This window comes from Campylobacter sp. BCW_4323, from assembly GCF_001763115.1.
GTDB lineage: Bacteria > Campylobacterota > Campylobacteria > Campylobacterales > Campylobacteraceae > Campylobacter_D > Campylobacter_D jejuni.
Window position 1 is genome coordinate 46,705 of sequence record NZ_MJYC01000035.1, and the last position, 24,054, is coordinate 70,758.

The following is a 24,054-nucleotide window of genomic DNA, read 5'->3' on the forward strand; positions in this document are numbered from 1 at the left end:
TTCTTATGGTTAAAGCAAAAAAACAATACGGACAAAATTTTTTAATCGATAAAAGCGTATTAGCAAAAATCATCCAAGCCATACCCAAAGAGATGAACAATATCATTGAGATTGGGCCTGGCTTAGGTGATTTAACGCAAGAACTTTTAAAAATTTCTCAAGTAAAAGCTTATGAAATCGATAATGATCTCATACCTATTTTAAAAAAGAAATTTCAAAAAGAACTTGAATGTGGAAAATTTAACTTGATCCATCAAGACGCAAGCGAAGCTTTTAATCCTAGTCTTGATGAAAAACCATATTTTTTGGTTGCAAATTTGCCTTATTATGTTGCAAGTCACATTATATTAAAAGCTTTAGAAGATAAAAATTGTCTAGGGCTTATTGTAATGGTGCAAAAAGAAATGGCTGAAAAATTCTGCGCTAAAGAAGGAAATAGTGAGTTTTCTTCTTTAGGTGTTTTAAGTGCAATGATTTGCGAAAGAAAAATACTTTTTGATGTTGATCCACAATGTTTTAATCCGCCGCCAAAAGTTATATCAGCGGTGATGAGTTTGATTAAAACTAAGGATTTTGATGAACTTTGTGAAATAGAAAATTTCAAAAATTTTCTAAAAGACTGTTTTAAAGCTCCTAGAAAACAACTCTTAGGAAATTTAAAAACATATAAAGTAAAAGTTTTAGAAGTTTTAAGTGCTCTTGGCTTAAAAGAAAACATCAGACCACATGAAATTTGCGTTAATTCATACCTTAAAATTTATGACAAATTAAAGGATGAATATGGACGAAAACAAAGAGATAAATAAAAACGAACAAAATCCGAACTCAAATTCAAAAAACAATAAACGCTATAAATATAAAAATCGTAGAAAAAAATTAGCTGATTCTTTGCAAAATGAAAACGATACTCCAAAAATCGATCAAATTTCTAACAAGGAAAATTCTGAAAACTCAGAAAATAAAACTGAGAAAAAAAAGAAGAAAAATCGCAATCTTCCTTCAAAACTCACAGGCAATGAAGATTGGCAAATCGCTCTTGCAGAATGTATAGAAGCTAACCGTGTTTCACATGAAAACCGCTTACACCCTTTAAAATATAATAATTCTAGCGAACATAAAATCCGCATTACTCCTTTAGGAGGCTTAGGAGAAATCGGTGGAAATATTAGCGTTTTTGAAACCAATAAAGATGCAATCATAATAGATATAGGCATGAGTTTTCCTGATGGAACTATGCATGGGGTAGATATTATCATCCCTGATTTTGATTATGTAAGAAAAATTAAAGATAAAATTCGTGGTATAGTGATTACCCATGCACACGAAGATCATATCGGTGCGGTGCCTTATTTCTTTAAAGAATTTCAATTTCCTATCTACGCTACACCTTTGGCTTTAGGAATGATTTCAAACAAATTTGAAGAACATGGCTTAAAAGCAGAACGCAAATGGTTTCGTCCTGTAGAAAAACGCAAAGTTTATGAGATAGGTGAATTTGATATAGAGTGGATTCATATCACGCATTCTATCATTGATGCTTCAGCACTTGCGATCAAGACAAAAGCAGGAACGATTATCCATACAGGTGATTTTAAAATCGATCAAACTCCAATCGATGGCTATCCAACAGACTTAGGGCGTTTGGCACATTATGGGGAAGAAGGGGTTTTATGTCTTTTAAGCGATAGTACAAATTCCTATAAAGAAGGCTATACAAAAAGTGAAAGCTCCGTAGGACCAACTTTTGATCAAATTTTTGCACGCACTAAGGGCAGAGTGATCATGAGTACTTTTAGTTCTAATATCCACCGCGTTTATCAAGCTATCACTTATGGTTTAAAATACGGCAGAAAAGTTTGTGTCATCGGTCGTTCTATGGAAAGAAATCTTTATACCACTATGGAATTAGGCTATATTAAACTTGATAGAAAAATTTTCATCGATGCTGATGAAGTAAGCAAATATAAAGACAATGAAGTGCTTATTGTAACCACAGGAAGTCAAGGCGAAACCATGAGTGCGCTTTATAGAATGGCAACAGATGAGCATAAATTTATAAAAATCAAACCTACAGATCAAGTAATCATTTCAGCTAAAGCTATACCAGGAAATGAAGCAAGTGTTTCTGCGGTGCTTGACTATCTTTTAAAAGCAGGAGCTAAAGTAGCGTATCAAGAATTTAGTGAAATTCATGTAAGCGGACACGCTAGCATAGAAGAGCAAAAACTTATGCTAACCCTTACCAAACCTAAATTTTTCTTACCAGTTCATGGAGAATACAATCACATCACCAAGCACAAAGAAACAGCGATGAAGTGCGGTATCCCCGAAAGAAATATCTATCTTATGAGTGATGGCGATCAAGTAGAACTTTGCCAAAAATATATCAAACGCATAAAAACCGTAAAAACAGGTAAAGTTTTTGTGGATAATCAAATCAACAAACAAATCGCCGATGATGTAGTTATAGATCGTCAAAAACTTGCAGATAGTGGTATAGTAGTTATCATTGCACAAATTGACAAAGCTACAAAAACACTGATCAACAAACCAAGAGTATTTAGCTATGGGCTAGTAGCTGACAAACACGATCATGCTTTTAGCAAAGATATGGCTGAAGTTTTAGGACAGTTTTTCATCAATGTTAAAGATGAAGCACTCAATGATCCAAGATTTTTAGAAAATCAAATCCGCCAAGTTTTAAGAAAACATATCTTTAGAAAGATTAAAAAATACCCAACCATAGTTCCAACTATTTTTGTAATGTAAAAAAGGGCAAAAACGCCCTTTTTAAGGAAGATTAAATGAGAATTAATAAATTTATATCCCATAACACTCGTTATTCACGCCGTGAAGCTGATGAACTTATCAAACAAGGCTTAGTAAAAATAAACAACAAAATTGCCCTTTTAAGCGATGAAATTAAATTTGATGATAAAGTCTTTGTTAAGGGTAAAAGAGTGCAAAAAAGAACGCAATTTAGCGTGATAATCTACCATAAACAAAAAGGCGAAATTGTCAGTAAAAAAGACGATCGTGGAAGAAAAACTATATACGATACCTTGCCAAGACAATTTAGCACTTGGCTTAGCGTAGGCAGGCTGGATTATGCAAGCGAGGGCTTGCTTTTGCTTACAGATTCTCCTGTGATTGCCGATGCTTTAATGCATAGCGATTTAGAAAGAGAATACTATCTTAAAGTTAAAGGTATGGTGAGCAAACAAGTCATCGAAGCCATGCAAAATGGACTTGAGATTAAAAATGAAAAAAAAGGCGCACATGCAAAAACTAAAATTACCTCTATGAGTTTTGCTCCTTTTATAGACTTTGAAATTTTTGGATCAAGTGGAGGTTATACTAAGCTTAGAGTGGTTATAAATGAAGGTAAAAATAGAGAGCTTAGACGCTTTTTTGGGCATTTTGATCTTGAGATTATGGATCTTAAGCGTGTTGCTTTTGGGGCTTTAGATCTTGGTATGTTAAAGGCGGGAAAACATCGCTATTTGGAAAATGGCGAATATGAAAAATTAAGAGATTTTTTGAAATTTAATGAAATAAGATATTGATCATTATATACAAAAATTTAAAAAATAATGATAATTTTTAAATTCTAAAAATTCTATTTTTATCCTTTTTAAAAGGAAAATAATAAAAAAATTTCATCAATTTCCTTGACTTTGAAAACAAGATTTTATATACTCTCATTTCAATTTTTATAAATTGGTTAGTTTTTAACTAACGAGTTCTTTTTAAAGGAAATATTATGGAAAGAATTAGGCTTAAGCTAAAAGCTTATGACCATCGAGTACTAGACAGAACAGTTGCAGCAATCGTAGAAGCTGTTAAAAGAACAGGTGCGGATATCAGAGGTCCGATACCAATGCCTACTAAAATCAAACGCTATACAGTTTTAAAATCTCCACACATTAACAAAGATTCTCGTGAGCAGTTTGAGATAAGAATTCACGCGCGTATGCTAGATATAGTAGCAGCGACTCCAGATACAGTTGATTCTTTAACTAAGCTTGATTTAGCGCCAGAAGTAAGCGTTGAAGTAAGAGCTATGGGTAAGTAAGGATAAGATATGGAATATATTGTAGAAAAAATCGGAATGAGCAGAACAATTACTAATCCAAGTATCGCTGTAACTTTACTAAGAGTTGTAAATGCAAAAGTATGTGAAGTTGAAGGCGGAAAGGCTTTAGTAGCATATCCAAAAGGTAAAGCAAGTAATAAATGTGTCGCAGGACAACAAAAAAAGTATAATCTTTCTGCAGAATACAATAGATTTGCGACTTTAGAAGTAGCAAATACTGAAGCAGGAGATTTAGATGAAACTCCATTAAATGAAGCAAAAATTTTAAAAGTAAGCTTTAACACTAAAGGTAGAGGTTATAGCGGTGTTATGAAAAGACATAACTTTGCAGGGGGTCCAGCAAGTCACGGTTCGAGATTTCATAGACGCCACGGATCTATTGGTAATAGAGAATGGCCAGGTCGTGTTCAACCAGGTATGAAAATGGCAGGACACTATGGAAATACTAAAGTAACCGTTAAAAACGAAGTTGTATCTTATGATGCTGAAAACAAAATTTTAGTAGTTAAAGGTGCAGTACCAGGTTATAATGGTGCTATGGGTAAAATAAGGATTGCAAAATGAGTAAAGTAGTTGTTTTAAATGATAAGTTAGAAAAAGCAGGTGAACTTGATTTACCTTCAAAATATGCGGAAGTAAATCCACACAATCTTTACTTATATGTAAAATCTTACCTTGCAAGTTTAAGAGCAAATACAGCTCATACTAAAGGTAGAAGTGATGTAAGTGGTGGTGGTAAAAAACCTTGGAGACAAAAAGGTCGTGGCGGTGCTAGAGCGGGTTCAACAAGAACTAACGTTTGGGTAGGTGGCGCGGTTGCTTTTGGTCCAACAAATGAAAGAAACTACTTTCAAAAAGTAAATAAAAAACAAAAAAGATTGGCGCTTGAAAGAGCTTTAGCAGATAAAGCAGCTAAAGGTGCGTTATTTACTGCTGATTCTTTAGCTATTGAAAGTGGCAAAACAAAAGATGCAAACGCTGTGATTAAAAAACTTGGCGTCAAAGATGCTTTAATCGTTAAAGATTTACTAGATGAAAAAACACTTTTAGCTTACAGAAATTTAGCAAATTGCTATGTAGTTGATGTAAGCGAAGTAAATGCTTATTTAGTATCTGTATTTAATGCTGTTATTATGGAAAAATCAGCGTTAGAATCTATTACAAAAGAGGGATAATTATGGCAGATATTACTGATATAAAGACTATACTTTACACAGAAAAAAGTTTGAATTTGCAAGAGCAAGGTGTCGTAGTTATTCAAACTTCACCAAAGATGACTAAAACAGGCTTAAAAGCGGTTTTAAAAGAGTATTTTGGTGTAACTCCAAAAAGTATCAATTCTTTAAGAATGGATGGAAAAGTTAAGCGTTTTAGAGGTCGTTTAGGTCAAAGAAACGATTATAAAAAATTCTATGTTAAGCTACCTGAAGGTGTTAGCTTAGAAAATACGGAGGCTTAAGATGGCAATTAAAACTTATAAACCATATACTCCAAGTAGAAGATATATCACAGGTTTAAGTTCTGAAGATATTACAGCTAAACCAAGTGTACGCTCACTACTTGTTAAACTTCCAGCACACGCGGGTCGCAACAGCTATGGAAGAATTACAAGTCGTCATAAAGAAGCGGGTGCTAAAAAACTTTACAGAATTATTGATTTTAAACGTCGTAAATTCGGTATAGAAGGTAAAGTAGAAGCAATCGAGTATGATCCATATAGAAATTGTAGAATTGCTTTGATTGCTTATAAAGATGGGGAAAAAAGATATATTCTTCAACCACGTGGATTAAGCGTTGGCGATATTGTTGCAGCTGCTGAAAGCGGACTTGATATTAAACCAGGTAATGCAATGAAACTTAAAAACATTCCTGTGGGTACTATTGTTCATAATGTTGAGTTAAAGCCAGGCAAAGGCGGTCAAATGATCCGTTCTGCAGGTGCTTATGCACAACTTATGGGTAAAGAAGAAAAATATGTTATCTTAAGACTTGCAAGTGGCGAAATGAGACAAGTTTTAGCTGAATGTATGGCAAGTATTGGCGAAGTTGGAAATGAAGAATGGGCTAATGTAACTATCGGTAAAGCAGGTAGAAATCGCCATAGAGGCATCCGTCCACAAACTCGTGGTTCTGCTATGAACCCAGTAGATCACCCGCACGGTGGGGGTGAAGGTAAGAAAAATTCAGGCCGTCATCCAGTAACTCCATGGGGTAAACCAACTAAAGGTGCGAAAACTCGTCGTAAAAAAGCTAGCGATAAGCTAATAATTTCAAGAAGAAAAGGAAAGTAAGATGGCTAGATCACTAAAAAAAGGTCCTTTTGTTGATGATCATGTAATGAAAAAAGTCATCGCTGCTAAAAAGGCTAATGATAATAAACCAATTAAAACTTGGTCAAGAAGAAGCACAATTACTCCTGATATGATAGGACTTACATTTAATGTTCATAATGGTAAAAGCTTTATTCCAGTTTATGTTACTGAAAATCATATCGGTTATAAGCTTGGTGAATTTGCTCCAACGCGCACATTTAAAGGGCATAAAGGCTCTGTGCAAAAGAAAATTGGTAAGTAAGGGATAAGATATGAGTAAAGCATTAATTAAATTCATAAGATTATCTCCAACTAAAGCAAGATTGATTGCTAGGGAAGTTCAGGGGATGAATGCAGAATTAGCTATGGCTAGTTTAAAATTTATGCCAAATAAAGGTGCAAAATATATCGCAAACGCAATTTCAAGTGCAGTAGCAAATGGTGGCTTTGAAGCAAACGAAGTGATTGTAAAAAGTTGTCGCGTGGATGCAGCTGCGGTGTTAAAAAGATTTAGACCAAGAGCTAGAGGAAGTGCAAGTCGTATTAGAAAACCAACTTCACATATTTTAGTAGAAGTGGCAAAAGCAGAAGTGAAAGCTGAAGAGAAAAAAACAGTAGCTAAAAAAACTACTACAACAAAAGCTCCAGCTAAAAAAACAACAAGCACTAAAAAAGCAACAGCGAAAAAGGAAAGCTAATGGGACAAAAAGTTAATCCAATTGGTCTAAGACTAGGAATCAATAGAAACTGGGAATCAAGATGGTTTCCAACTAAAGCAAATTTAGTAGAAAATATCGGTGAAGATTACAAAATCAGAGCTTTCTTAAAAAGAAAACTTTATTATGCAGGAATTAGCCAAATTTTAGTAGAAAGAACTGCTAAAAAACTTCGCGTTACTGTAGTTGCTGCAAGACCAGGTATCATCATCGGTAAAAAAGGTAGTGATGTTGATAATTTAAGAAAAGAATTGCAAGATTTAATCGGTAAAGATGTAAATATCAATATCAAAGAAGAAAGAAAAGCAGGAGCTTCAGCTCAACTTGCTGCTGAAAGTGTTGCAACTCAACTTGAAAAAAGAATTGCTTTTAGAAGAGCAATGAAAAAAGTAATTCAAGGCGCGCAAAAAGCAGGTGCTAAAGGGATTAAAGTTTCAGTTTCTGGTCGTTTAGGCGGTGCTGAAATGGCAAGAACAGAATGGTATCTTGAAGGACGCGTTCCACTTCATACTTTAAGAGCAAAAATCGATTATGGTTTTGCAGAAGCTAGAACTACTTATGGAAACATAGGGGTTAAAGTATGGATCTTTAAAGGTGAGGTATTACACAAAGGTATGCAACCTGAAAAAACTGAAGAAAGTGCTCCAGCTAAAAAGTCAAGACGCACAAGAAGGGGTAAATAATCATGTTAATGCCAAAAAGAACTAAATATCGCAAAATGATGAAAGGGCGTAACAGAGGTTATGCTAATCGTGGAACAGAATTTACTTTTGGTGAATTTGCATTAAAAGCAACTGAAGCAGGACGCATTAACTCACGCCAAATCGAAGCAGCGCGTATTGCTTTAACTCGCTTCGTTAAAAGACAAGGAAAAACTTGGATTAGAGTTTTCCCAGATAAGCCTTTGACAAAAAAACCTTTAGAAACTCGTATGGGTAAAGGTAAAGGTGCTGTTGAGGAATGGGTAATGAATATCAAGCCAGGCCGTATCATTTATGAAATGGCAGGAGTAAGCGAAGAAATGGCAAGAGAAGCATTGACTTTAGCTATGCATAAACTTCCATTTAAAACTAAGTTTGTTACAAGAGAGAGCCAAAATGAAATATACTGAGATTAAAGATAAAACAGCAGCTGAGCTTGCAACAATGCTAAAAGAAAAAAAGGTGCTTTTATTCACTTTAAAACAAAAGCTAAAAACAATGCAACTTACTAATCCAAAAGAGATTAGCCAAGTAAAAAAAGACATTGCTAGAATAAATACAGCAATTAACGCTTTAAGATAAGGATAGAGAAAATGGCATTTAAAAGAGAAATTCAAGGCGTTGTTGTTAAAATCGCTGGTGAAAAAACCGCAAGTGTTTTGGTTGAAAGAAAAGTGGTTCATCCAAGATATAGAAAAATTGTTAAACGCTTTAAAAAATATCTAATTCATGATGAGAGAAATGAAGTTAAAGTGGGTGATACTGTTGTTGCAGTAGAATGTAGACCACTTTCAAAAAGAAAATCGTTTCGCTTAAAATCTGTATTAGCTACAGGAGTTGAGTAATGATTCAAAGTTTTACTAGACTTGCAGTTGCTGATAATAGCGGTGCAAAAGAATTAATGTGTATTAAGGTTTTAGGGGGTAGCAAAAGAAGATACGCTACTGTAGGTGATGTAATCGTTGCATCTGTTAAAAAAGCTTTACCAAATGGAAAAGTTAAAAAAGGTCAAGTGGTAAAAGCGGTTATTGTTAGAACTAAAAAAGAAATTCATAGAGATAATGGTTCTTTGATTCGTTTTGATGAAAATGCTGCGGTTATTCTTGATAACAAAAGAGAGCCTATCGGAACTCGTATCTTTGGGCCAGTGGGCAGAGAAGTTAGATATGGTGGCTTTATGAAAATCGTTTCACTAGCACCGGAGGTATTATAATGGCGGTTAAATTAAAAATCAAAAAAGGTGATAGCGTTAAGGTTATCACAGGCGATGATAAAGGTAAAACAGGTAAAGTTTTAGCGGTATATCCAAAAACACTTAAAGTGGTAGTTGAAGGATGTAAAATCGCTAAAAAAGCTATTAAGCCGAGTGAGAAAAACCCAAATGGTGGTTTTATCAATAAAGAAATGCCAATGGATATTTCCAATGTGGCAAAAGTTCAGGAGTAAGCGATGATGAGATTAAAAGAAAAATACAATCAAAGCATTAAACCTGCATTGGTTAAAGAATTTGATATTAAAAATCCTATGCTTATCCCTGTGATCGAAAAAGTAGTTATCAGCGTAGGTGCTGGTGAGTTGGCTAAAGATCAAAAAGTATTGCAAAATGTTGCAGATACTATTTCTTTAATTGCAGGACAAAAGGCTGTGATTACTAAAGCTAAAAAATCAGTTGCAGGATTTAAAGTTCGCGAAGGTTTTCCTGTGGGTGTAATGGTAACTTTAAGAAAAGAAAATATGTATGCTTTTCTTGATAAATTAATTTCTATTGCTTTGCCAAGGGTGAAAGACTTTAGAGGTTTAAGTAGAGATGGTTTTGATGGACGCGGAAACTATAACTTCGGTCTTGATGAGCAGTTGATGTTCCCAGAAGTGGAGTATGATAAAATTTTAAGAACTCATGGTATGAATATTTCTATAGTTACAACAGCACAAAATGACAAACAGGCACAAAAGTTATTAGAACTTATCGGTGTGCCATTTACAAAAGGAAAGTAAGATGGCTAAAAAATCAATGATTGCAAAAGCGGCACGCAAGCCTAAATTTAAGGTTAGAGCTTATACGAGATGCCAAATTTGTGGGCGTCCGCATTCGGTTTATAGAGATTTTGGAATTTGCAGAGTTTGCCTAAGAAAAATGGGCAATGAAGGTTTGATTCCAGGTCTTAAGAAAGCAAGTTGGTAAGGATAAAATATGATAAATGATATTATTTCAGATTCACTCACTCGTATCAGAAATGCAGGAATGAGAAAGCTTGAAACAACCAAGCTTTTACATTCTAAAGTTGTAGAAGCTTTAGTTGGAATTTTTCAAGCTAAGGGCTATATTGAGAGTTTTAATGTTATTGAAGAAGATAAAAAGAAATTTATCAATGTAGTTTTAAAATACGATGAAAAAGGTAAGAGTGTTATCAATGAGCTTAAAAGAATTTCTAAGCCCGGTCGTCGTGTTTATAAAGGTAAAGATGAAATCAAGCGTTTTAAAAATGGTTATGGTACTATCGTAGTTAGCACAAGTCGTGGCGTTTTAGCTAATGATGAAGCTTATAAAGCAGGTGTTGGCGGCGAAATTTTATGTACTATTTGGTAAAAAATCTGCTTTTTATGGCATTGGGTATCCATTCTTTTAAAAAAGTAGAAATATCCTAGACAAATAAAAAGGAAAAATATGTCTCGTATAGGTAAACAACCGATTGCTATTCCAGCAGGAGTAGAAGTAAAATTAGAAGGAAATTTGCTTAAATTTAAAAAAGGAAATTTGGCAAAAGAACTTGATACTAAAGCAAATGTAAATGTTGAGATTAAAGATAATAATATTCTTTTTTCTCCAAAAGGTGAAGATAGACAAAGTAGAGCTTATTGGGGAACTTACAGAGCTTTAGCTTACAATATCGTTATAGGTTTAACTCAAGGTTTTTCAAAAACTCTTGAAATCAATGGAGTTGGTTATAAAGCAGCTTTAAAAGGTAAAGTTTTAGAACTAAGCCTTGGTTTTTCTCATCCTATTAATTATGATATTCCAGAAGGAATTGAAATTGTAGTGGATAAAAATACTATTGCAGTTAAAGGAAGTGATAAACAAGTTGTAGGTCAAGTTGCTGCTCAAATTCGTGAATTTAGACCACCAGAGCCATATAAAGGAAAAGGCGTTAAGTATTCTGATGAACGCATTATCCGCAAAGCTGGTAAGACATCTAAGAAGTAAGGGTAGAATATGAGAGCAAATGTATTAAAAAGAAAACTAACTTTAAGAATCAAAAGAAAAAAAAGAATTAGAGCGAAAATTTCAGGTTGTGAAAATTTTCCAAGAATTTCTGTATTTAAATCGAACAGAACTCTATATATCCAAGCGATTGATGATGTAAAAGCTGTAACTTTAGCAGCAGTTGATGGACGCAAACTTGGCGTTAAAGCAAATAAAGAAGGCGCTAAAAAAATCGCTGCTGAATTTGCTAAAACTTTAAAAGCTAAAAAGATAGAACAAGCTGTTTTTGATAGAAATGGTTATGTATATCATGGTGTTATTGCAGTTTTGGCTGAATCTTTAAGAGAAAATGGCATTAGGCTATAAGGGGTAAATCGATGGAAAAATATAATAGAGAAGAATTTGAAGAAGTAATCGTCGATATCGGCAGAGTTACTAAGGTTGTTAAAGGTGGTAGAAGATTTAGATTTACTGCTTTAGTTATCGTTGGAAACCGCAAAGGTTTGGTAGGTGTTGGTTATGGTAAGGCTAAGGAAGTTCCAGATGCTATCCGTAAAGCTGTTGACGATGCGTTTAAAAATATCGTTGAAGTTAAAACTAAAGGCTCAACTATCGCTCATGATGTAGAGGTAAAATACAACGCAAGTAGAATTTTACTTAAACCAGCTAGTGAAGGTACAGGAGTTATCGCGGGTGGTTCTACACGCCCTATTGTGGAGCTTGCAGGTATTAAAGACATCTTAACCAAGTCTTTGGGTTCAAATAATTCAGCTAATGTGGTTCGTGCTACAATCAAAGCTTTAACAATGTTAAAAGGATAAGAAGATGAATTTAACAAAAGCAGCGGGTTCAACGCATAAAACTAAAAGAATTGGTCGTGGTCAAGGTTCTGGCATGGGTAAGACTGCTACTAAAGGGGGTAAAGGTCAAACTGCTAGAAAAGGCTATAATGAAAAAAGAGGTTTTGAAGGGGGTCAACAACCACTTCAAAGAAGACTACCAAAAGTAGGTTTTACTTCTAAAATTCAAAAACCTTATGTAATCAATGTTGAAAAAATCATAGCTGTAAAAGAGCTTAGTGAAATTACATTTGAGAGCATTAAAAGTATTCACAAAATTTCAAAATCTGTGAATAAAATCAAATTAATTGGTGTAAGTGCAAAAGACTTAGTATCAAAAATCAAAGACGAGAATATTAGCGTCACCGGATCAAAATAATGAATAGAGCATTGACGAATAAGATTTTAATCACCTTAGCATTTTTATTTGCTTATAGGGTTCTGGCTTATGTGCCAGTTCCTGGCGTCAATGCTGATGTGATTGCGGAATTTTTTAATAACAATCAAAACAATGCTTTGGGTTTATTTAATGTTTTTAGTGGTGGAGCGGCTGAACGCTTTTCTATCATTTCTTTAGGTATTATGCCTTATATTACTGCTTCTATTATCATGGAGCTTCTTGCAGCAACTTTTCCAAATATCGGTAAGATGAAAAAAGAGCGTGATAGTATGCAAAAATATATGCAAATTATCCGTTATGCGACTATTGTGATTACTTTGGTTCAAAGTATAGGCGTTGCTATAGGTTTGCAAAGCTTACATGGTCGTGGTGGCGCAGGGGCTATAATGGTGGAAGATTTAAATATGTTTATCGCACTTTGTGCTATTTCTATGCTTGCAGGAACTATGCTTTTAATGTGGCTTGGCGAACAAATTACACAAAGAGGTATAGGAAATGGTATTTCTTTAATCATTTTTGCAGGTATTGTTTCAGGTATTCCAAGAGCGATTTCAGGAACTGTAGGACAAATTAATTCAGGTGAGATGAATTTCTTAACCGCTTTTGCAATTTTTGCTTTGATTTTAATCACTATAGGCGTGATTATTTATGTAGAACTTGGAGAAAGAAGAATTCCTATTTCTTATTCTCGTAAAGTTGTAATGCAAAATCAAAACAAACGCATTATGAATTATATTCCTATTAAACTCAATCTTAGTGGAGTTATTCCACCGATTTTTGCTAGTGCGATTTTGATGTTTCCAACAACGATTTTACAAACTAGTACAAATCCTTATCTACAAGCCATTAATGACTTTTTAAATCCAAATGGTTATTTGTTTCATGTTTTAACTTTCTTGTTTGTAATTTTCTTTGCTTATTTTTATGCTTCTATTGTATTTAACGCTAAAGACATAGCAGAAAATTTGAAAAAACAAGGCGGTTTTATCCCTGGAATTCGTCCAGGTGAAGGAACTTCAAATTATCTTAATGAAGTGGCTTCTCGTTTAACTTTATCAGGTTCTATTTATTTAGGGCTTGTTGCAACCTTGCCTTGGGTTTTGGTGAAATTTATGGGCGTGCCTTTTCATTTTGGCGGTACTTCTGTACTTATTGTAGTTCAAGTAGCGCTTGATACAATGAGAAAAATTGAAGCTCAAATTTATATGAGTAAATACCAAACTTTAAGTGCAGTAGGTTTGTAATAAATAAAATTAGCAAGATTTTTCTTGCTAATTTATCCTAGGTTTTTGCTTTAAAAATAAAAACACAATGCACACTATAAAAATTACTATTGACCATATTAAAAAAGCATCTACAAGACCCATTTGCCTAACGATAGGTTGAGAGATAATAGGACTTAAAAATTGTCCTAAAAATATACAACTTGCTAAAATTCCATAAGCCCTAGCGCGAGCATTTTCGGGACAGATTGAAAAAAGATAAGCCGTATTATTTACAAGCATAATACCTCCGCCCATTCCAAGCAAAGCTAAGGCGATTAAAACTGTGAAAAAGCTATCTACTAAAAAAAGCAGCAAAAAAGAACAAGATACGATAAAAAGAGTTAAAACATAGATAGTTTTAATACTTAAGAATTTTATAATATATCTATAGCTTAGAGAGAAAAAACCATAACATAGTGCAGACACAGACATCGAAATACCTATATATTTAGGATCCAATCCTAAATGTTCTTCTATATAGTAAGGAAGTTGAGTTGGCGAAATATAATAAACTACCATGATAAAAAAACCTATAAAATAGATAGGGAAAAATTGCCAATAATTTGTTTTTGCTTCTATTTTTGTATGATTATAGAATTTAAATTTTCTAGGTTCAAAAAGATAAATGATAGCCATTAAGGTAATTAAAATTCCAAGTCCATATACCAAAAAAGGATAACGCCAAGAATAACTTGAAACAAATCCCGCAATAGAAATAAAAATAGCACCCCCTACCGCACAAAAAAATCCTTGAAGACTTAAAGCATTTTCTCTGCGATTAAAGCCACCGCGACTATAATAATCTCCAAGTAAAGCCGAAGCGCCTGTCATTATAAAAGCAGTTGCCATACCAAAAATAGCTCTTGAAGTCAGTATAGCATAAATATCATTTAAGAAAAAGCCACTTACCCCAGAAATAGTCCAAACCACCATAGCTGGAAGAATGAATTTTAATTTGCCAAATTTATCCATTAAAATACCAGCAAATGGAGATAAAATGACAACAAAAATAGCAGGAATGGTTAAAATTAAGCGAACAAGTATATCAAGATGAGCTAATGTGAAACTTGAAGCAAGAGTAGCGCCACTTTGGGTTAAAAGTTCTTCAAAATGTCTGTTGATAGCAGGCAGAGCAGATGAAATGACTACGCTTCCTAGCATAGTCATAGCGGCCATAGAAAACACAGCCGCTTTAAATCCAGACTTTTCAGTAATTTGAATTATTTTTCTATCCATTTTTGTGTCATTTGGATGAAATTTATAATTTTTGCTATTCATAATTTTTACCTTTTTTATTTTATTATACTCCAAAAATTATGATTTGTATTTAAAATTACTTAAAATTATATTTTATTTATTTTGCTATGATAGTTTTGTTTTTAAAATATTTTAGCCTAATTAAAATATATTTTATAAGTAGAATTTTAAATATTTTTAGCTAAATTCAGCTTTTTATTTAACAAGGGTGTAAAATGAAGAAAAATTTAATCATAGTAGAATCTCCTGCAAAAGCTAAAACCATAGGAAATTTTTTGGGAAAAGATTATGAAGTGATTGCCTCTAAAGGACATATTAGGGATTTGCCTAAATCAAGCTTTGGGATTAAAATAGAAGATGGTGAATTTATCCCTGAGTATAGAATCACAAGCGATCATAGCGCCTTAGTTAAAGAACTTAAAAGCAAAGCCAAAGATGCCAAAGAAGTCTATCTTGCAACGGATGAGGATAGAGAAGGAGAAGCCATAGCTTATCATATTGCAAAAGCTATAGGAAAAGATGAAAACACCTTGCCACGCATCGTTTTCCATGAAATTACTAAAAGTGCTATAGAAAATGCTTTAAAAAATCCAAGAAAATTAGATATGCACTCTGTAAATGCCCAACAAACTAGACGCCTTTTAGATCGCATTGTAGGATATAAACTCAGCCCCTTATTGGGGCAAAAAATTCAAAGAGGACTTAGCGCAGGGCGTGTTCAAAGTGCGGCTTTAAAGATCATAGTCGATCGTGAAAAAGAAATTCGTGCCTTTGTACCACTGGAATATTTTAGCATAGATATGATTTTTCAAAAAGATTTGGATGCAGAACTAGTTGAGTTTGACAAAGCTAAGATAGAAAAACTTACCATTATCAACAAAGATCGTGCCAAACTTGTACTGGAAGCTTGCAAAAATGAAGCTTATACTATAAGTGACATTGAAAGCAAAGAAAGAAAAATCGCTCCACCACCTCCTTTTATGACTTCAACTTTACAGCAAAGTGCTAGCAATCGCCTTAGTTTTAACCCTAAAAAAACCATGATGATAGCTCAAAAACTCTATGAAGGAGTAAATACTCACGAGGGCGTGATGGGGGTTATTACCTACATGAGAACTGATAGTTTAAATTTGGCCAAAGAAGCTATAGAAAATGCAAGAAAATTCATACAAGCAAATTTTGGCCAAGATTATCTTCCAAGCAAAGCAAATGTATATACTACAAAGGCTAAAGGTGCTCAAGAAGCACATGAAGCTATACGCCCTACAAATTTAAGTTTTACTCCAGAAATTGCAGCTAAATTTTTAGACAAAGATGAGTTAAAACTTTACACACTTATTTACAATCGCTTTTTAGCCTGTCAGATGAATCCTGCTATCTCTCAAACTCAAAATGTATTTGTAAAAAATGATAGAGCAGTTTTTAAAATAGGCGGTAGAAAAATCCTTTTTGAGGGATATTATAAAGTTTATGGTGATATGGATAAGGATAAAATTTTACCAAATTTTAAAATAGGTGAAAATTTAAAAATACAAAATTTAGAAATGAACTCACATTTTACCGAACCACCTTCAAGGTATTCAGAAGCAGGACTTGTAAAAAAACTTGAAAGTTTAGGCATAGGTCGCCCTTCTACTTATGCACCAACCATTTCTATACTTACAAGCCGTGATTATGTAAAAATAGACAAAAAACAACTTATTCCTAGTGAGGTTGCTTTTAATGTAACCGAAGTGCTTGAAAAAAATTTTAGCGATATAGTAGATAGCAAATTTACTTCAAACCTTGAAAATACCCTAGATGAAATCGCTGAAGATAAGGCAGATTGGCAAGAAACTTTAAAAGAATTTTATTATCCTTTTATGAGAAAAATCGAAGAAGGAAAAACAAAAATCGCTAGTCAAAAAACTGTCACAAAGCTAGGTGAAAGTTGTCCCGATTGTGGCGGGGAACTTGCTATTAGAAAAGGACGTTTTGGAGAATTTGTAGCGTGTTTAAATTTCCCAAAATGTAAGTATTCAAGAAATTTAAAAAGTGAAAGTAAAAATGAAAGCGAAAATACTGCCGCAAAAGCTAAAGCTAATGGTACAGGTATTACTTGTCCAAGTTGTCAAAAAGGTGAAATCGTAGAACGCTTTTCAAAACGCGGTAAATTTTATGGCTGTAGCGCTTATCCAAAATGCAATTTTATAAGCAAATACAAACCAAGTGAAGAAAAATGCGAAGAATGTGGCGAAACTTTAGTGATAAAAGAGCTTAAAAAAGGTACATTCTTAGAATGCTTAAAGTGCAAAATCAAAAAAGAAATGAAGGATTAGAATGCAAATCATGCTTTGTGCTATTTCAAATATAGCGAGTGGAAATTGTTCAGAAGACTGTAAATACTGTACCCAAAGTGCCCATGTAAAAACAGATATTCAAAAATATCGTCGTAAAGAACTTTCACAAATCGTTTTAGAAGCAAAAATGGCAAAGAAAAATGAAGCCTTGGGTTTTTGTTTGGTTACAGCAGGACTTGGGCTTGATGATGAAAAGCTTGAGTATGTTTGCGAAGCTGCTAAGGCCGTGCAAAAAGAAGTGCCTAACTTGCTTTTAATTGCCTGTAATGGCATGGCAAGCGTGGAACAACTCAAAGAACTTAAAAAAGCAGGAATTTTTTCTTATAATCACAATCTTGAAACTTCTAAGGAATTTTTTCCACAAATTTGCACCACGCATACTTGGGAAAGTAGATTTCAAACCAATTTAAACGCTAAAGAAGCAGGGCTTATGCTTTGTTGTGGTGGAATCTATGGTATGGGTGAGAGTGAAGAAGATAGGCTAAGTTTTAGAAAATCTTTGCAAGAATTACAACCTTTTTCAACGCCTATTAATTTTTTTATAGCAAATGAAAATTTAAAACTACAAGTTCCAAGACTTAGTGCTGATGAAGCCTTAAAAATTGTTCGTGATACCAAAGAGGCTTTACCGCAAAGCGTGGTAATGGTAGCAGGCGGGCGTGAAGTGGTATTACGAGAAAGACAATATGAAATTTTTCAAGCAGGTGCTGGGGCTATTGTTATAGGGGATTATTTAACCACTAAAGGTGAAAAACCAAGTCAAGATATAATAAAATTAAAAGAAATGGGATTTACTTTTGCATCAGAGTGTCATTGATACACAGGCTTTAATTGATTTAAAAATTCTTATTGTTATAGCTTTATGCTTACTTTTTTCTCCGCATATTGCAAAAATTTTACGCTTGCCTCTTTCGGCTACTGAAATTATTTTAGGGGCGATAATAGCGTATTTTGGTTTCATAGGAAAAAGTGAAAATTTTGCACTTTTAGCCAATGTAGGTTTTTATTATCTAATGTTTATAGCAGGCATGGAGGTAAATTTAAGAGCTTTTTTTAACATGGATAAAGAAATTGCTAAAAAAAGTTTTTTTTATATTTTTTTACTTTATGCTTTATCTTCTTTTATAGTATGGATTTTTGGACTTTCTTTAGTATTTGTTATCATTATACCTGTGATGAGTGTAGGGCTTTTATCTTTACTTTTTAAGGATTTTGGAAAAGAGTGTTACTGGTTAAATATTGCTATGATAGTAGCTACTTTAGCTGAGGTGATTTCTATTGTGCTTTTGACTATAGCGGGAGCTTTTTTGCGCGAAGGAACGGGTATTGTTGATGTAGCGCAAAGTATTTTATATCTTAATATCTTTTTGGGACTTTGTTTGCTTGGATTTAAAATGCTTGGTGTGCTTTTTTGGTGGTATCCCCAGCTTAAAGTTGTGCTTATGCCATGGGAAGATAAAAATGAAAAAGATATAAGATTTTGTATGGCCATTTTTATACTGATTATTGTTGCTATGGTTATTACAAAACTTGAAATCGTTCTTGGTTCTTTTATAGCAGGTTCATTTATAGCTACTTTTTTTGATCATAAAAAAGATCTTGAGCACAAGCTTTCTACTTTTGGACATGGGTTTTTGATCCCTATTTTTTTTATCCATATAGGTTCAACATTTGATCTTAAAATGATTTTAGATTATAAAATCGTTTTACAAGCATTTTTACTTATGTTTGTTATGGTGGGTTTAAGAATTTTATGCGCAAGTGTTTTTTCAAAAAGAATTGGTTTTAAAAATATGATTTTATTTGGTCTTAGTCATTCTATGCCTTTAACCTTGCTTATAGCAACAGCTACTTTGGGTTATTCGGGCAAGGTTATTGATGAGAAGCTTTATTCAGCACTTATTTTAACAGCGTTATTTGAGGCTATTATTGTTATGAGTATGATTAAATTTCTTTCTAATTCTAAAAAATGAAAGTTACTTTTTTACTCAAAAAAGCAAACAAAATATTAAAAATTTAATAATAAAAAAACTCATAATCGCCCTTTTTTGTTAGAATTAATAAAAGTAACAATAAAAGGAGTGAAAATGTCAAATTCCGTTACTATAACCGATAATAGAAATGGAAAAAGCTATGAATTTCCTATATATGATGGTACAACTGGGCCAAGCGTTGTAGATATGTCAAGTTTTTATAAACAAACAGGAATGTTTTCTTATGATGAGGGCTTGACTTCTACGGCTACTTGTAAATCAAAAATCACTTATATTGATGGAGAAAACGGAATTTTAATGCACCGTGGCTATCCTATAGAGTGGCTTGCTGAAAACAAACTTTATTTAGATGTGGTTCATCTTTTACTTTATAAAGAACTACCTGATGCTACGCGTCTTGAAGCATTTCGTTATGAAATGAAAAAGCGTTCTTTTATCCATGAAGGTATGCATCGTCTTTTTGATTCTTTTCCTGATAATGCTCATCCTATGGCAGTTTTGCAAGGTGCTGTTTCATCGCTTAGTGCTTTTTATCCTGATCATTTAAACATGAATGTAAAAGAAGAATATATGGAAATGGCAGCTAGAATAGTAGCTAAAATCCCTACTATAGTCGCCACCGCTTATAGATATAAACACGGCTTTCCTATGGCTTATCCAAATTTAGATCGTGGTTTTACAGAAAATTTCTTATATATGTTAAGAACCTATCCTTATAATCACGTAGAACTTAAACCTATAGAAGTAAAAGCACTTGATACAGTTTTTATGCTTCATGCAGATCATGAGCAAAATGCTTCAACTTCAACAGTTCGCGCTGTGGGTTCAACTCACGCTCATCCTTATGCCTGTATAGCAGCAGGTATTGGTGCGCTTTGGGGTCATGCACATGGTGGAGCTAATGAAGGTGTTATTAGAATGCTTGAGCAAATAGGTAGTGTTGATAGAGTAGATGAATTCATCAAAAGGGCTAAGGATAAAAACGATCCTTTCCGTTTGATGGGCTTTGGGCATAGGGTTTATAAAAATTTTGATCCTAGAGCAAAAGTGCTTAAAAAACTTCGTAATCAACTTATTGATGAGTTGGGTATTGATACCAATCTTATTAAAGTAGCAACGCGTATAGAAGAGATTGCTTTAAATGATGATTATTTTGTACAAAGAGGGCTATATCCGAATGTTGATTTTCATAGCGGACTTATTTTAAAAGCCTTAGGTATTCCAAATGAAATGTTTGCCACTTTATTTGTTATAGGACGCACCCCAGGATGGATAGCTCAGTGGATAGAACAAAAAGAGCAAGAAAGTCTTAAAATAGTCCGTCCAAGACAACTTTATTTGGGTGAAACTAGTAAAATTTAATTAAAAATTTTTGTGGAAATTAAAAATTCCACAAAATCTTCTTGTATAATTTTAAAAAATCTTATAGAAAGTCTTATAATCATGCTTAATCTTGATAAATTTTTAGAAATTGCTATAAATGCTAGCAATCAAGCTTCTAAAGCTATTTTAGAAGAGAGAAAAAATTTTAAAACTTGGGAAAAAGAAGATAAAAGCCCGCTTACATCAGCAGATCTTGCTTCTAATAAAATTTTAAATGATATTTTAGGTTCTACGGATATTAAAATTTTATCAGAAGAAAAATTACTCAGCAAAGAAGAATGTGAAGAATTAAAAACTTTTTGGCTTATTGATCCTCTTGATGGAACAAGTGGTTTTTTAAAAGGCAGTGATGAATTTTGTGTTATGATAAGTTTAGTTCATGACAATCGCCCTGTTTTATCGCTTATACAAAATCCATCAAAAGGTGATATGTTCTATGCTCATGCAAAAACTAAGGTTTATAAAAACGATAAACCTTTGCAAATTGACCAGCAAGAATACGAGAAAAATAAATATAAAGCCTTATTGAGTGTTAATCATCTTAGCAAAGAAGATGAAGACTTTGCAAAAGAGCATCAATTAGAAGCTATTAATATAGGCTCTGGATTAAAATTTTGTGCTATTTTGGAGGCTAAGGCAGGAGTTTATAAAAGATTTGAAAAGCTTAATATTTGGGATATTGTAGCAGGAGATTTTTTGATTAATCAAAATGGAGGATTTATGGGAGATTTTTCTAAAAAATACATTTTATATAACCCTTTAGATTATAAATCCAGTCCTTTTATTTGTGTTTCATCTATGAATTTTTTACAAGATTTTTTATAAAATAAAGAGTATAATTTTATATTTAAATAGTTTATAAGGATGAAGATGAGGTATTGTTTCATTTTGTTTTTAAGTTTAGTTTTAAGTTCTAATCTTTTGGCAAATAATTTTTCTCAGAAAAAAGTTATTAAAATTGAAAAAAGCACAGATAGTTTTGAGCTAATAGATCTAAATCAAAATGTTGCAAATCCAAATCTAAATCAACAAAAAGCATTGTTTGATAGTTCTACTTTGATTGAAAAAAAATCACAAATCACCAAAGATAAAGATATTGATTTTGCTATTGTATTAACTTTTAGGAAAAATTTTGGTTATTTTTTAGATGGTTTTAGGGTGAGTGATAAGGAGTTTTCTACATTATTTGCTAAAAATTTGATTCAAAGTTTAAAACTTAATTGGGTTAATTCTGCTGCAAATGGTATTTATCAAAGTTCTAAAACTTTGTCGCATTTTAGTCCTAAGGATGCAAAACTTATAAATGTAAGTCCTTTTTTAACACAAGAAAAAGATAAGGCTAAAATGTATGCTAAATTTACAGATTATGTTGTGGTGGTAAATTTGCAAGATTTTTATGTAAATATTACAAATTATTTTATCACAACGAGCAAGGAAGGTGTGGCTAGTATTAATTTTAAAATCATTTCTACAAGCAATGGAAAAATTCTTTCAGCTAAAAATGCAAAATTAAATTTGACATTAAAAGATCAAGATGCAAAGCAAAATTATCAAGATATTATAAACCAAATGCCAAAAATGCTAGCTGATGTTATCAAAAACCAAATTTTCCACCTAAAGCTCTTAAACTAAGCTTTAGTTTAAGATTTCTTTAATCAGTTTTTGCAAATTCCTTTTTGTTTCTTCTTGTTCTTTTATGATAAAACATTTTGCTTTTGGCCAAAAATAACTTTTAGGATTTTCAAATTTTCCCCAACGCCAATCAAACCTAGGATGTAAAAGAACTATAGTAGGAATATCCATAGCTAAACTTAAATGCGCTATAGCACTATCAATACTAAGTATACAGTCAATATCATATAAATAATTTAGAGTATCATTCCAATTTTTTATAAGCTTACTTCTATCTTCTATTACCTTAGGTAATTCTTCTTTTAATTGCATTTGAAAAGAAATGATTTCATAATCTAAGTCTTTTAATATATCAAATAAAAATTCAAATTTTACATTTCTTAATAAATCAGAATTTTCAGCATTAGGAGTAGCATAAAAAATACCAAGTTTTTTTCTTTTATTATGCGGTTTTTTCTGTGGCAATATAGGTGTTTTTAATCGTGAAATTTCATCAAGCTTAATATCAATAAAAAAAGGCAAAGAACAAATAGGAATAGCATAATCAAAATTTGTAGGTAGATTTTTTAAAACCTTTACATTTTTAAAAATATCATCATTTTGATTTAAAAATTTGATTTGATTTTTAAACATTTCATACATGGCACTTTGAGGAGCAAATAAAACCTTTGAAGCGATTTTGCAAAGTTTTTCTAAGCATCTTGCATACATTATAGTATCGCCAAAGCCTTGCTCGCAAAATACTAAAACTTCTTTATTTTTAAAAGCATCAACGCCAAATTTATTAAAAGCTTTTAAGCTTTCATTATAATGATAAGTAGAAAAAGTTTCATTATGAGCATAAAATAATCTGCTTTCATAATATTTCTTGCCCTCTTCAAAATTATCATCCACTCCCATACGCATCAAAAGATAAGCCAAATCAAATTGATAGGTTGCATGAGAATCCAAACTAAGACATTTTTTATAAGCATGATAAGCTTCTTGATAGTTTGAATTAAATTCTAATACCTTAGCATAGTTTTGCCAAAACTGTGCATGGTGTTGATTGGCTTCTTGCAGTGATTGAAAAAGTTCTAAAGAATCAGATATTCTAAAAAGCTTAAAAAGTAAGTATGCTTTTTGGGGTAAAATTTGATGAGTTAAAAAATCTTCTATTTTAGAAATGGTAAGATTTTCTTTGGTTTTACTATGAAGCCTATCTTCAAGTTTGACTAAATTAAGATTGGTTTGTTCAGCAATGATTCCTTTTTGTAGTTTATCAATCAAATCTTGCATAAAATGACACAAGTGTTCATGTGCATTTAATGCCTTGGTAAAATCATGTTTAAAATAAATTTCTGCATAATTTTTCCATAGATTAAGATTATACATATCTTTAGAAAGTAATTCTTTGAAAATTTGTTCAGATTCTTCTAGTTTATTACTCAGTTTATAAATAAAAGCCAATTCTAACTTAAGTTCATCTTCTAAATCATCTTTGCGAGTTAAAAGTGTTTGTAATAAATTCAAGGCTTCATCAAATCTTAAATTTTCAATATAGCTTTTAGCAAGTATAAGACCATTAAAACTTGTAGGATTTAAAGAAAAAAGCTCTTGAGCATAATATAAAGCTTTTTGAAAAAGAGAAAGTTTATAAGAAGAAAGCATAGCAAATTCTAAAGCAAATTTTGGACTTTCTTTTAAAAATTGCTCACTCAAGTTTAAACATTTTTCATAATTAGCATTAAAATAATAATAATGAATTTTATCAAACATGATCTTCCTAGATAATAAAATTAAAATCCTATATTATCCTATAAGTTGCATAAAAAGATAATTATATTTTTATAAAATTAAATAATAAAACAAAAATAAAAAAAATAAATCCAAAAAAACATCCATCCTAATAATTTTAAAATTATCAGGATGAAATTTT

The 24,054-nt window shown here is 32.4% G+C and carries 32 protein-coding genes; 30 read left to right on the forward strand and 2 right to left on the reverse strand.

Translation table 11 applies throughout. The features are described from left to right. Positions 1-5: 5 nt before the first annotated feature. From rsmA to secY, 24 genes are all read left to right on the forward strand, one after another. The gene (rsmA, locus tag AJN60_RS01780; protein WP_070285766.1) at positions 6-806 is read left to right on the forward strand and encodes a 16S rRNA (adenine(1518)-N(6)/adenine(1519)-N(6))-dimethyltransferase RsmA; all 801 of its coding nucleotides are present in this window, start codon (positions 6-8) and stop codon (positions 804-806) included. After that, a complete protein-coding gene (locus tag AJN60_RS01785; RefSeq protein WP_079861557.1) occupies positions 775-2,769 on the forward strand; it encodes a ribonuclease J in 1,995 nt (664 codons plus the stop codon). Before rsmA ends, AJN60_RS01785 begins: the two co-directional genes overlap by 32 nt. 35 nt (positions 2,770-2,804) lie before the next feature. Further along, a complete protein-coding gene (locus AJN60_RS01790; RefSeq protein WP_070285768.1) occupies positions 2,805-3,566 on the forward strand; it encodes a pseudouridine synthase in 762 nt (253 codons plus the stop codon). Positions 3,567-3,763: 197 nt separating this feature from the next. Continuing rightward, a complete protein-coding gene (rpsJ, locus tag AJN60_RS01795; protein WP_002779353.1) occupies positions 3,764-4,075 on the forward strand; it encodes a 30S ribosomal protein S10 in 312 nt (103 codons plus the stop codon). 9 nt (positions 4,076-4,084) lie between these two features. Beyond that, positions 4,085-4,660 carry a 50S ribosomal protein L3 gene (rplC, locus tag AJN60_RS01800; RefSeq protein ID WP_002779987.1) on the forward strand — a complete coding sequence of 192 codons (576 nt, stop codon included), beginning with the start codon at positions 4,085-4,087 and terminating at the stop codon, positions 4,658-4,660. Then, positions 4,657-5,271, forward strand: coding sequence for a 50S ribosomal protein L4 (gene rplD / locus AJN60_RS01805; protein WP_002825499.1), 615 nt, complete (start codon positions 4,657-4,659; stop codon positions 5,269-5,271). The genes rplC and rplD overlap by 4 nt, the downstream gene beginning before the upstream one ends. Positions 5,272-5,273: 2 nt before the next feature. Then, entirely contained in the window at positions 5,274-5,555 is a 282-nt protein-coding gene (locus AJN60_RS01810) for a 50S ribosomal protein L23 (RefSeq protein WP_002856384.1), read from the forward strand. Between the two features lies 1 nt (position 5,556). Beyond that, positions 5,557-6,387, forward strand: coding sequence for a 50S ribosomal protein L2 (gene rplB / locus AJN60_RS01815; RefSeq protein ID WP_002825501.1), 831 nt, complete (start codon positions 5,557-5,559; stop codon positions 6,385-6,387). Between the two features lies 1 nt (position 6,388). Further along, positions 6,389-6,670: a 30S ribosomal protein S19 gene (rpsS, locus tag AJN60_RS01820; RefSeq protein WP_070285769.1), complete on the forward strand. Its 282-nt coding sequence runs from the start codon at positions 6,389-6,391 to the stop codon at positions 6,668-6,670. Between the two features lie 10 nt (positions 6,671-6,680). Continuing rightward, complete coding sequence (gene rplV, locus AJN60_RS01825; protein ID WP_002860832.1) at positions 6,681-7,106, forward strand: 50S ribosomal protein L22; 426 nt, start codon at positions 6,681-6,683, stop codon at positions 7,104-7,106. Next, on the forward strand, positions 7,106-7,807 hold the full coding sequence (gene rpsC, locus AJN60_RS01830; protein WP_029588596.1) for a 30S ribosomal protein S3: 702 nt from the start codon (positions 7,106-7,108) through the stop codon (positions 7,805-7,807). The genes rplV and rpsC overlap by 1 nt, the downstream gene beginning before the upstream one ends. A 2-nt stretch (positions 7,808-7,809) precedes the next feature. Then, on the forward strand, positions 7,810-8,235 hold the full coding sequence (gene rplP / locus AJN60_RS01835; RefSeq protein WP_002779441.1) for a 50S ribosomal protein L16: 426 nt from the start codon (positions 7,810-7,812) through the stop codon (positions 8,233-8,235). After that, positions 8,222-8,407, forward strand: coding sequence for a 50S ribosomal protein L29 (rpmC, locus tag AJN60_RS01840; RefSeq protein ID WP_002851566.1), 186 nt, complete (start codon positions 8,222-8,224; stop codon positions 8,405-8,407). The genes rplP and rpmC overlap by 14 nt, the downstream gene beginning before the upstream one ends. A gap of 11 nt (positions 8,408-8,418) precedes the next feature. Beyond that, positions 8,419-8,670: a 30S ribosomal protein S17 gene (rpsQ, locus tag AJN60_RS01845; RefSeq protein WP_002851549.1), complete on the forward strand. Its 252-nt coding sequence runs from the start codon at positions 8,419-8,421 to the stop codon at positions 8,668-8,670. After that, the gene (rplN, locus tag AJN60_RS01850; RefSeq protein WP_002779438.1) at positions 8,670-9,038 is read left to right on the forward strand and encodes a 50S ribosomal protein L14; all 369 of its coding nucleotides are present in this window, start codon (positions 8,670-8,672) and stop codon (positions 9,036-9,038) included. The genes rpsQ and rplN overlap by 1 nt, the downstream gene beginning before the upstream one ends. Next, complete coding sequence (gene rplX / locus AJN60_RS01855; protein ID WP_002779437.1) at positions 9,038-9,271, forward strand: 50S ribosomal protein L24; 234 nt, start codon at positions 9,038-9,040, stop codon at positions 9,269-9,271. Before rplN ends, rplX begins: the two co-directional genes overlap by 1 nt. A gap of 3 nt (positions 9,272-9,274) precedes the next feature. Then, complete coding sequence (gene rplE, locus AJN60_RS01860) at positions 9,275-9,820, forward strand: 50S ribosomal protein L5 (RefSeq protein ID WP_002851453.1); 546 nt, start codon at positions 9,275-9,277, stop codon at positions 9,818-9,820. Between the two features lies 1 nt (position 9,821). Further along, positions 9,822-10,007, forward strand: a complete 186-nt coding sequence (locus AJN60_RS01865; RefSeq protein ID WP_002851478.1) for a type Z 30S ribosomal protein S14 — start codon at positions 9,822-9,824, stop codon at positions 10,005-10,007. 9 nt (positions 10,008-10,016) lie between these two features. Next, positions 10,017-10,412 carry a 30S ribosomal protein S8 gene (gene rpsH, locus AJN60_RS01870; protein WP_002860830.1) on the forward strand — a complete coding sequence of 132 codons (396 nt, stop codon included), beginning with the start codon at positions 10,017-10,019 and terminating at the stop codon, positions 10,410-10,412. Between the two features lie 78 nt (positions 10,413-10,490). Beyond that, positions 10,491-11,027: a 50S ribosomal protein L6 gene (gene rplF, locus AJN60_RS01875; RefSeq protein WP_052821999.1), complete on the forward strand. Its 537-nt coding sequence runs from the start codon at positions 10,491-10,493 to the stop codon at positions 11,025-11,027. 9 nt (positions 11,028-11,036) lie between these two features. Continuing rightward, positions 11,037-11,393: a 50S ribosomal protein L18 gene (rplR, locus tag AJN60_RS01880; protein WP_011990975.1), complete on the forward strand. Its 357-nt coding sequence runs from the start codon at positions 11,037-11,039 to the stop codon at positions 11,391-11,393. 11 nt (positions 11,394-11,404) lie between these two features. After that, on the forward strand, positions 11,405-11,848 hold the full coding sequence (gene rpsE, locus AJN60_RS01885; protein ID WP_002779428.1) for a 30S ribosomal protein S5: 444 nt from the start codon (positions 11,405-11,407) through the stop codon (positions 11,846-11,848). Between the two features lie 4 nt (positions 11,849-11,852). Beyond that, positions 11,853-12,245 (forward strand): 50S ribosomal protein L15, encoded by a 393-nt coding sequence (gene rplO / locus AJN60_RS01890; protein WP_070285770.1) that lies wholly within the window; start codon positions 11,853-11,855, stop codon positions 12,243-12,245. Then, the gene (secY, locus tag AJN60_RS01895; protein ID WP_002860827.1) at positions 12,245-13,510 is read left to right on the forward strand and encodes a preprotein translocase subunit SecY; all 1,266 of its coding nucleotides are present in this window, start codon (positions 12,245-12,247) and stop codon (positions 13,508-13,510) included. Before rplO ends, secY begins: the two co-directional genes overlap by 1 nt. A 27-nt stretch (positions 13,511-13,537) precedes the next feature. On the opposite strand, the gene AJN60_RS01900 is transcribed toward secY, so the two are convergent. After that, complete coding sequence (locus AJN60_RS01900; RefSeq protein WP_052859156.1) at positions 13,538-14,809, reverse strand: MFS transporter; 1,272 nt, start codon at positions 14,807-14,809, stop codon at positions 13,538-13,540. A 194-nt stretch (positions 14,810-15,003) separates the two neighbouring features. On the opposite strand from AJN60_RS01900, the gene topA reads away from it, so the two are divergent. From topA to AJN60_RS01930, 6 genes are all read left to right on the forward strand, one after another. Further along, entirely contained in the window at positions 15,004-17,106 is a 2,103-nt protein-coding gene (gene topA / locus AJN60_RS01905; RefSeq protein ID WP_070285771.1) for a type I DNA topoisomerase, read from the forward strand. Between the two features lies 1 nt (position 17,107). Continuing rightward, positions 17,108-17,944: a biotin synthase gene (locus AJN60_RS01910; RefSeq protein WP_070285772.1), complete on the forward strand. Its 837-nt coding sequence runs from the start codon at positions 17,108-17,110 to the stop codon at positions 17,942-17,944. After that, the gene (locus tag AJN60_RS01915; protein ID WP_070285773.1) at positions 17,925-19,100 is read left to right on the forward strand and encodes a cation:proton antiporter; all 1,176 of its coding nucleotides are present in this window, start codon (positions 17,925-17,927) and stop codon (positions 19,098-19,100) included. The genes AJN60_RS01910 and AJN60_RS01915 overlap by 20 nt, the downstream gene beginning before the upstream one ends. Positions 19,101-19,214: 114 nt before the next feature. Continuing rightward, positions 19,215-20,483 (forward strand): citrate synthase, encoded by a 1,269-nt coding sequence (locus tag AJN60_RS01920; RefSeq protein ID WP_070285774.1) that lies wholly within the window; start codon positions 19,215-19,217, stop codon positions 20,481-20,483. 81 nt (positions 20,484-20,564) lie between these two features. Then, entirely contained in the window at positions 20,565-21,329 is a 765-nt protein-coding gene (locus AJN60_RS01925; RefSeq protein WP_070278383.1) for a 3'(2'),5'-bisphosphate nucleotidase CysQ, read from the forward strand. Between the two features lie 39 nt (positions 21,330-21,368). Then, on the forward strand, positions 21,369-22,136 hold the full coding sequence (locus tag AJN60_RS01930; RefSeq protein WP_079861558.1) for a hypothetical protein: 768 nt from the start codon (positions 21,369-21,371) through the stop codon (positions 22,134-22,136). 3 nt (positions 22,137-22,139) lie between these two features. On the opposite strand, the gene AJN60_RS01935 is transcribed toward AJN60_RS01930, so the two are convergent. Further along, complete coding sequence (locus AJN60_RS01935; RefSeq protein WP_070285711.1) at positions 22,140-23,894, reverse strand: hypothetical protein; 1,755 nt, start codon at positions 23,892-23,894, stop codon at positions 22,140-22,142. Between the last annotated feature and the right edge of the window lie 160 nt (positions 23,895-24,054).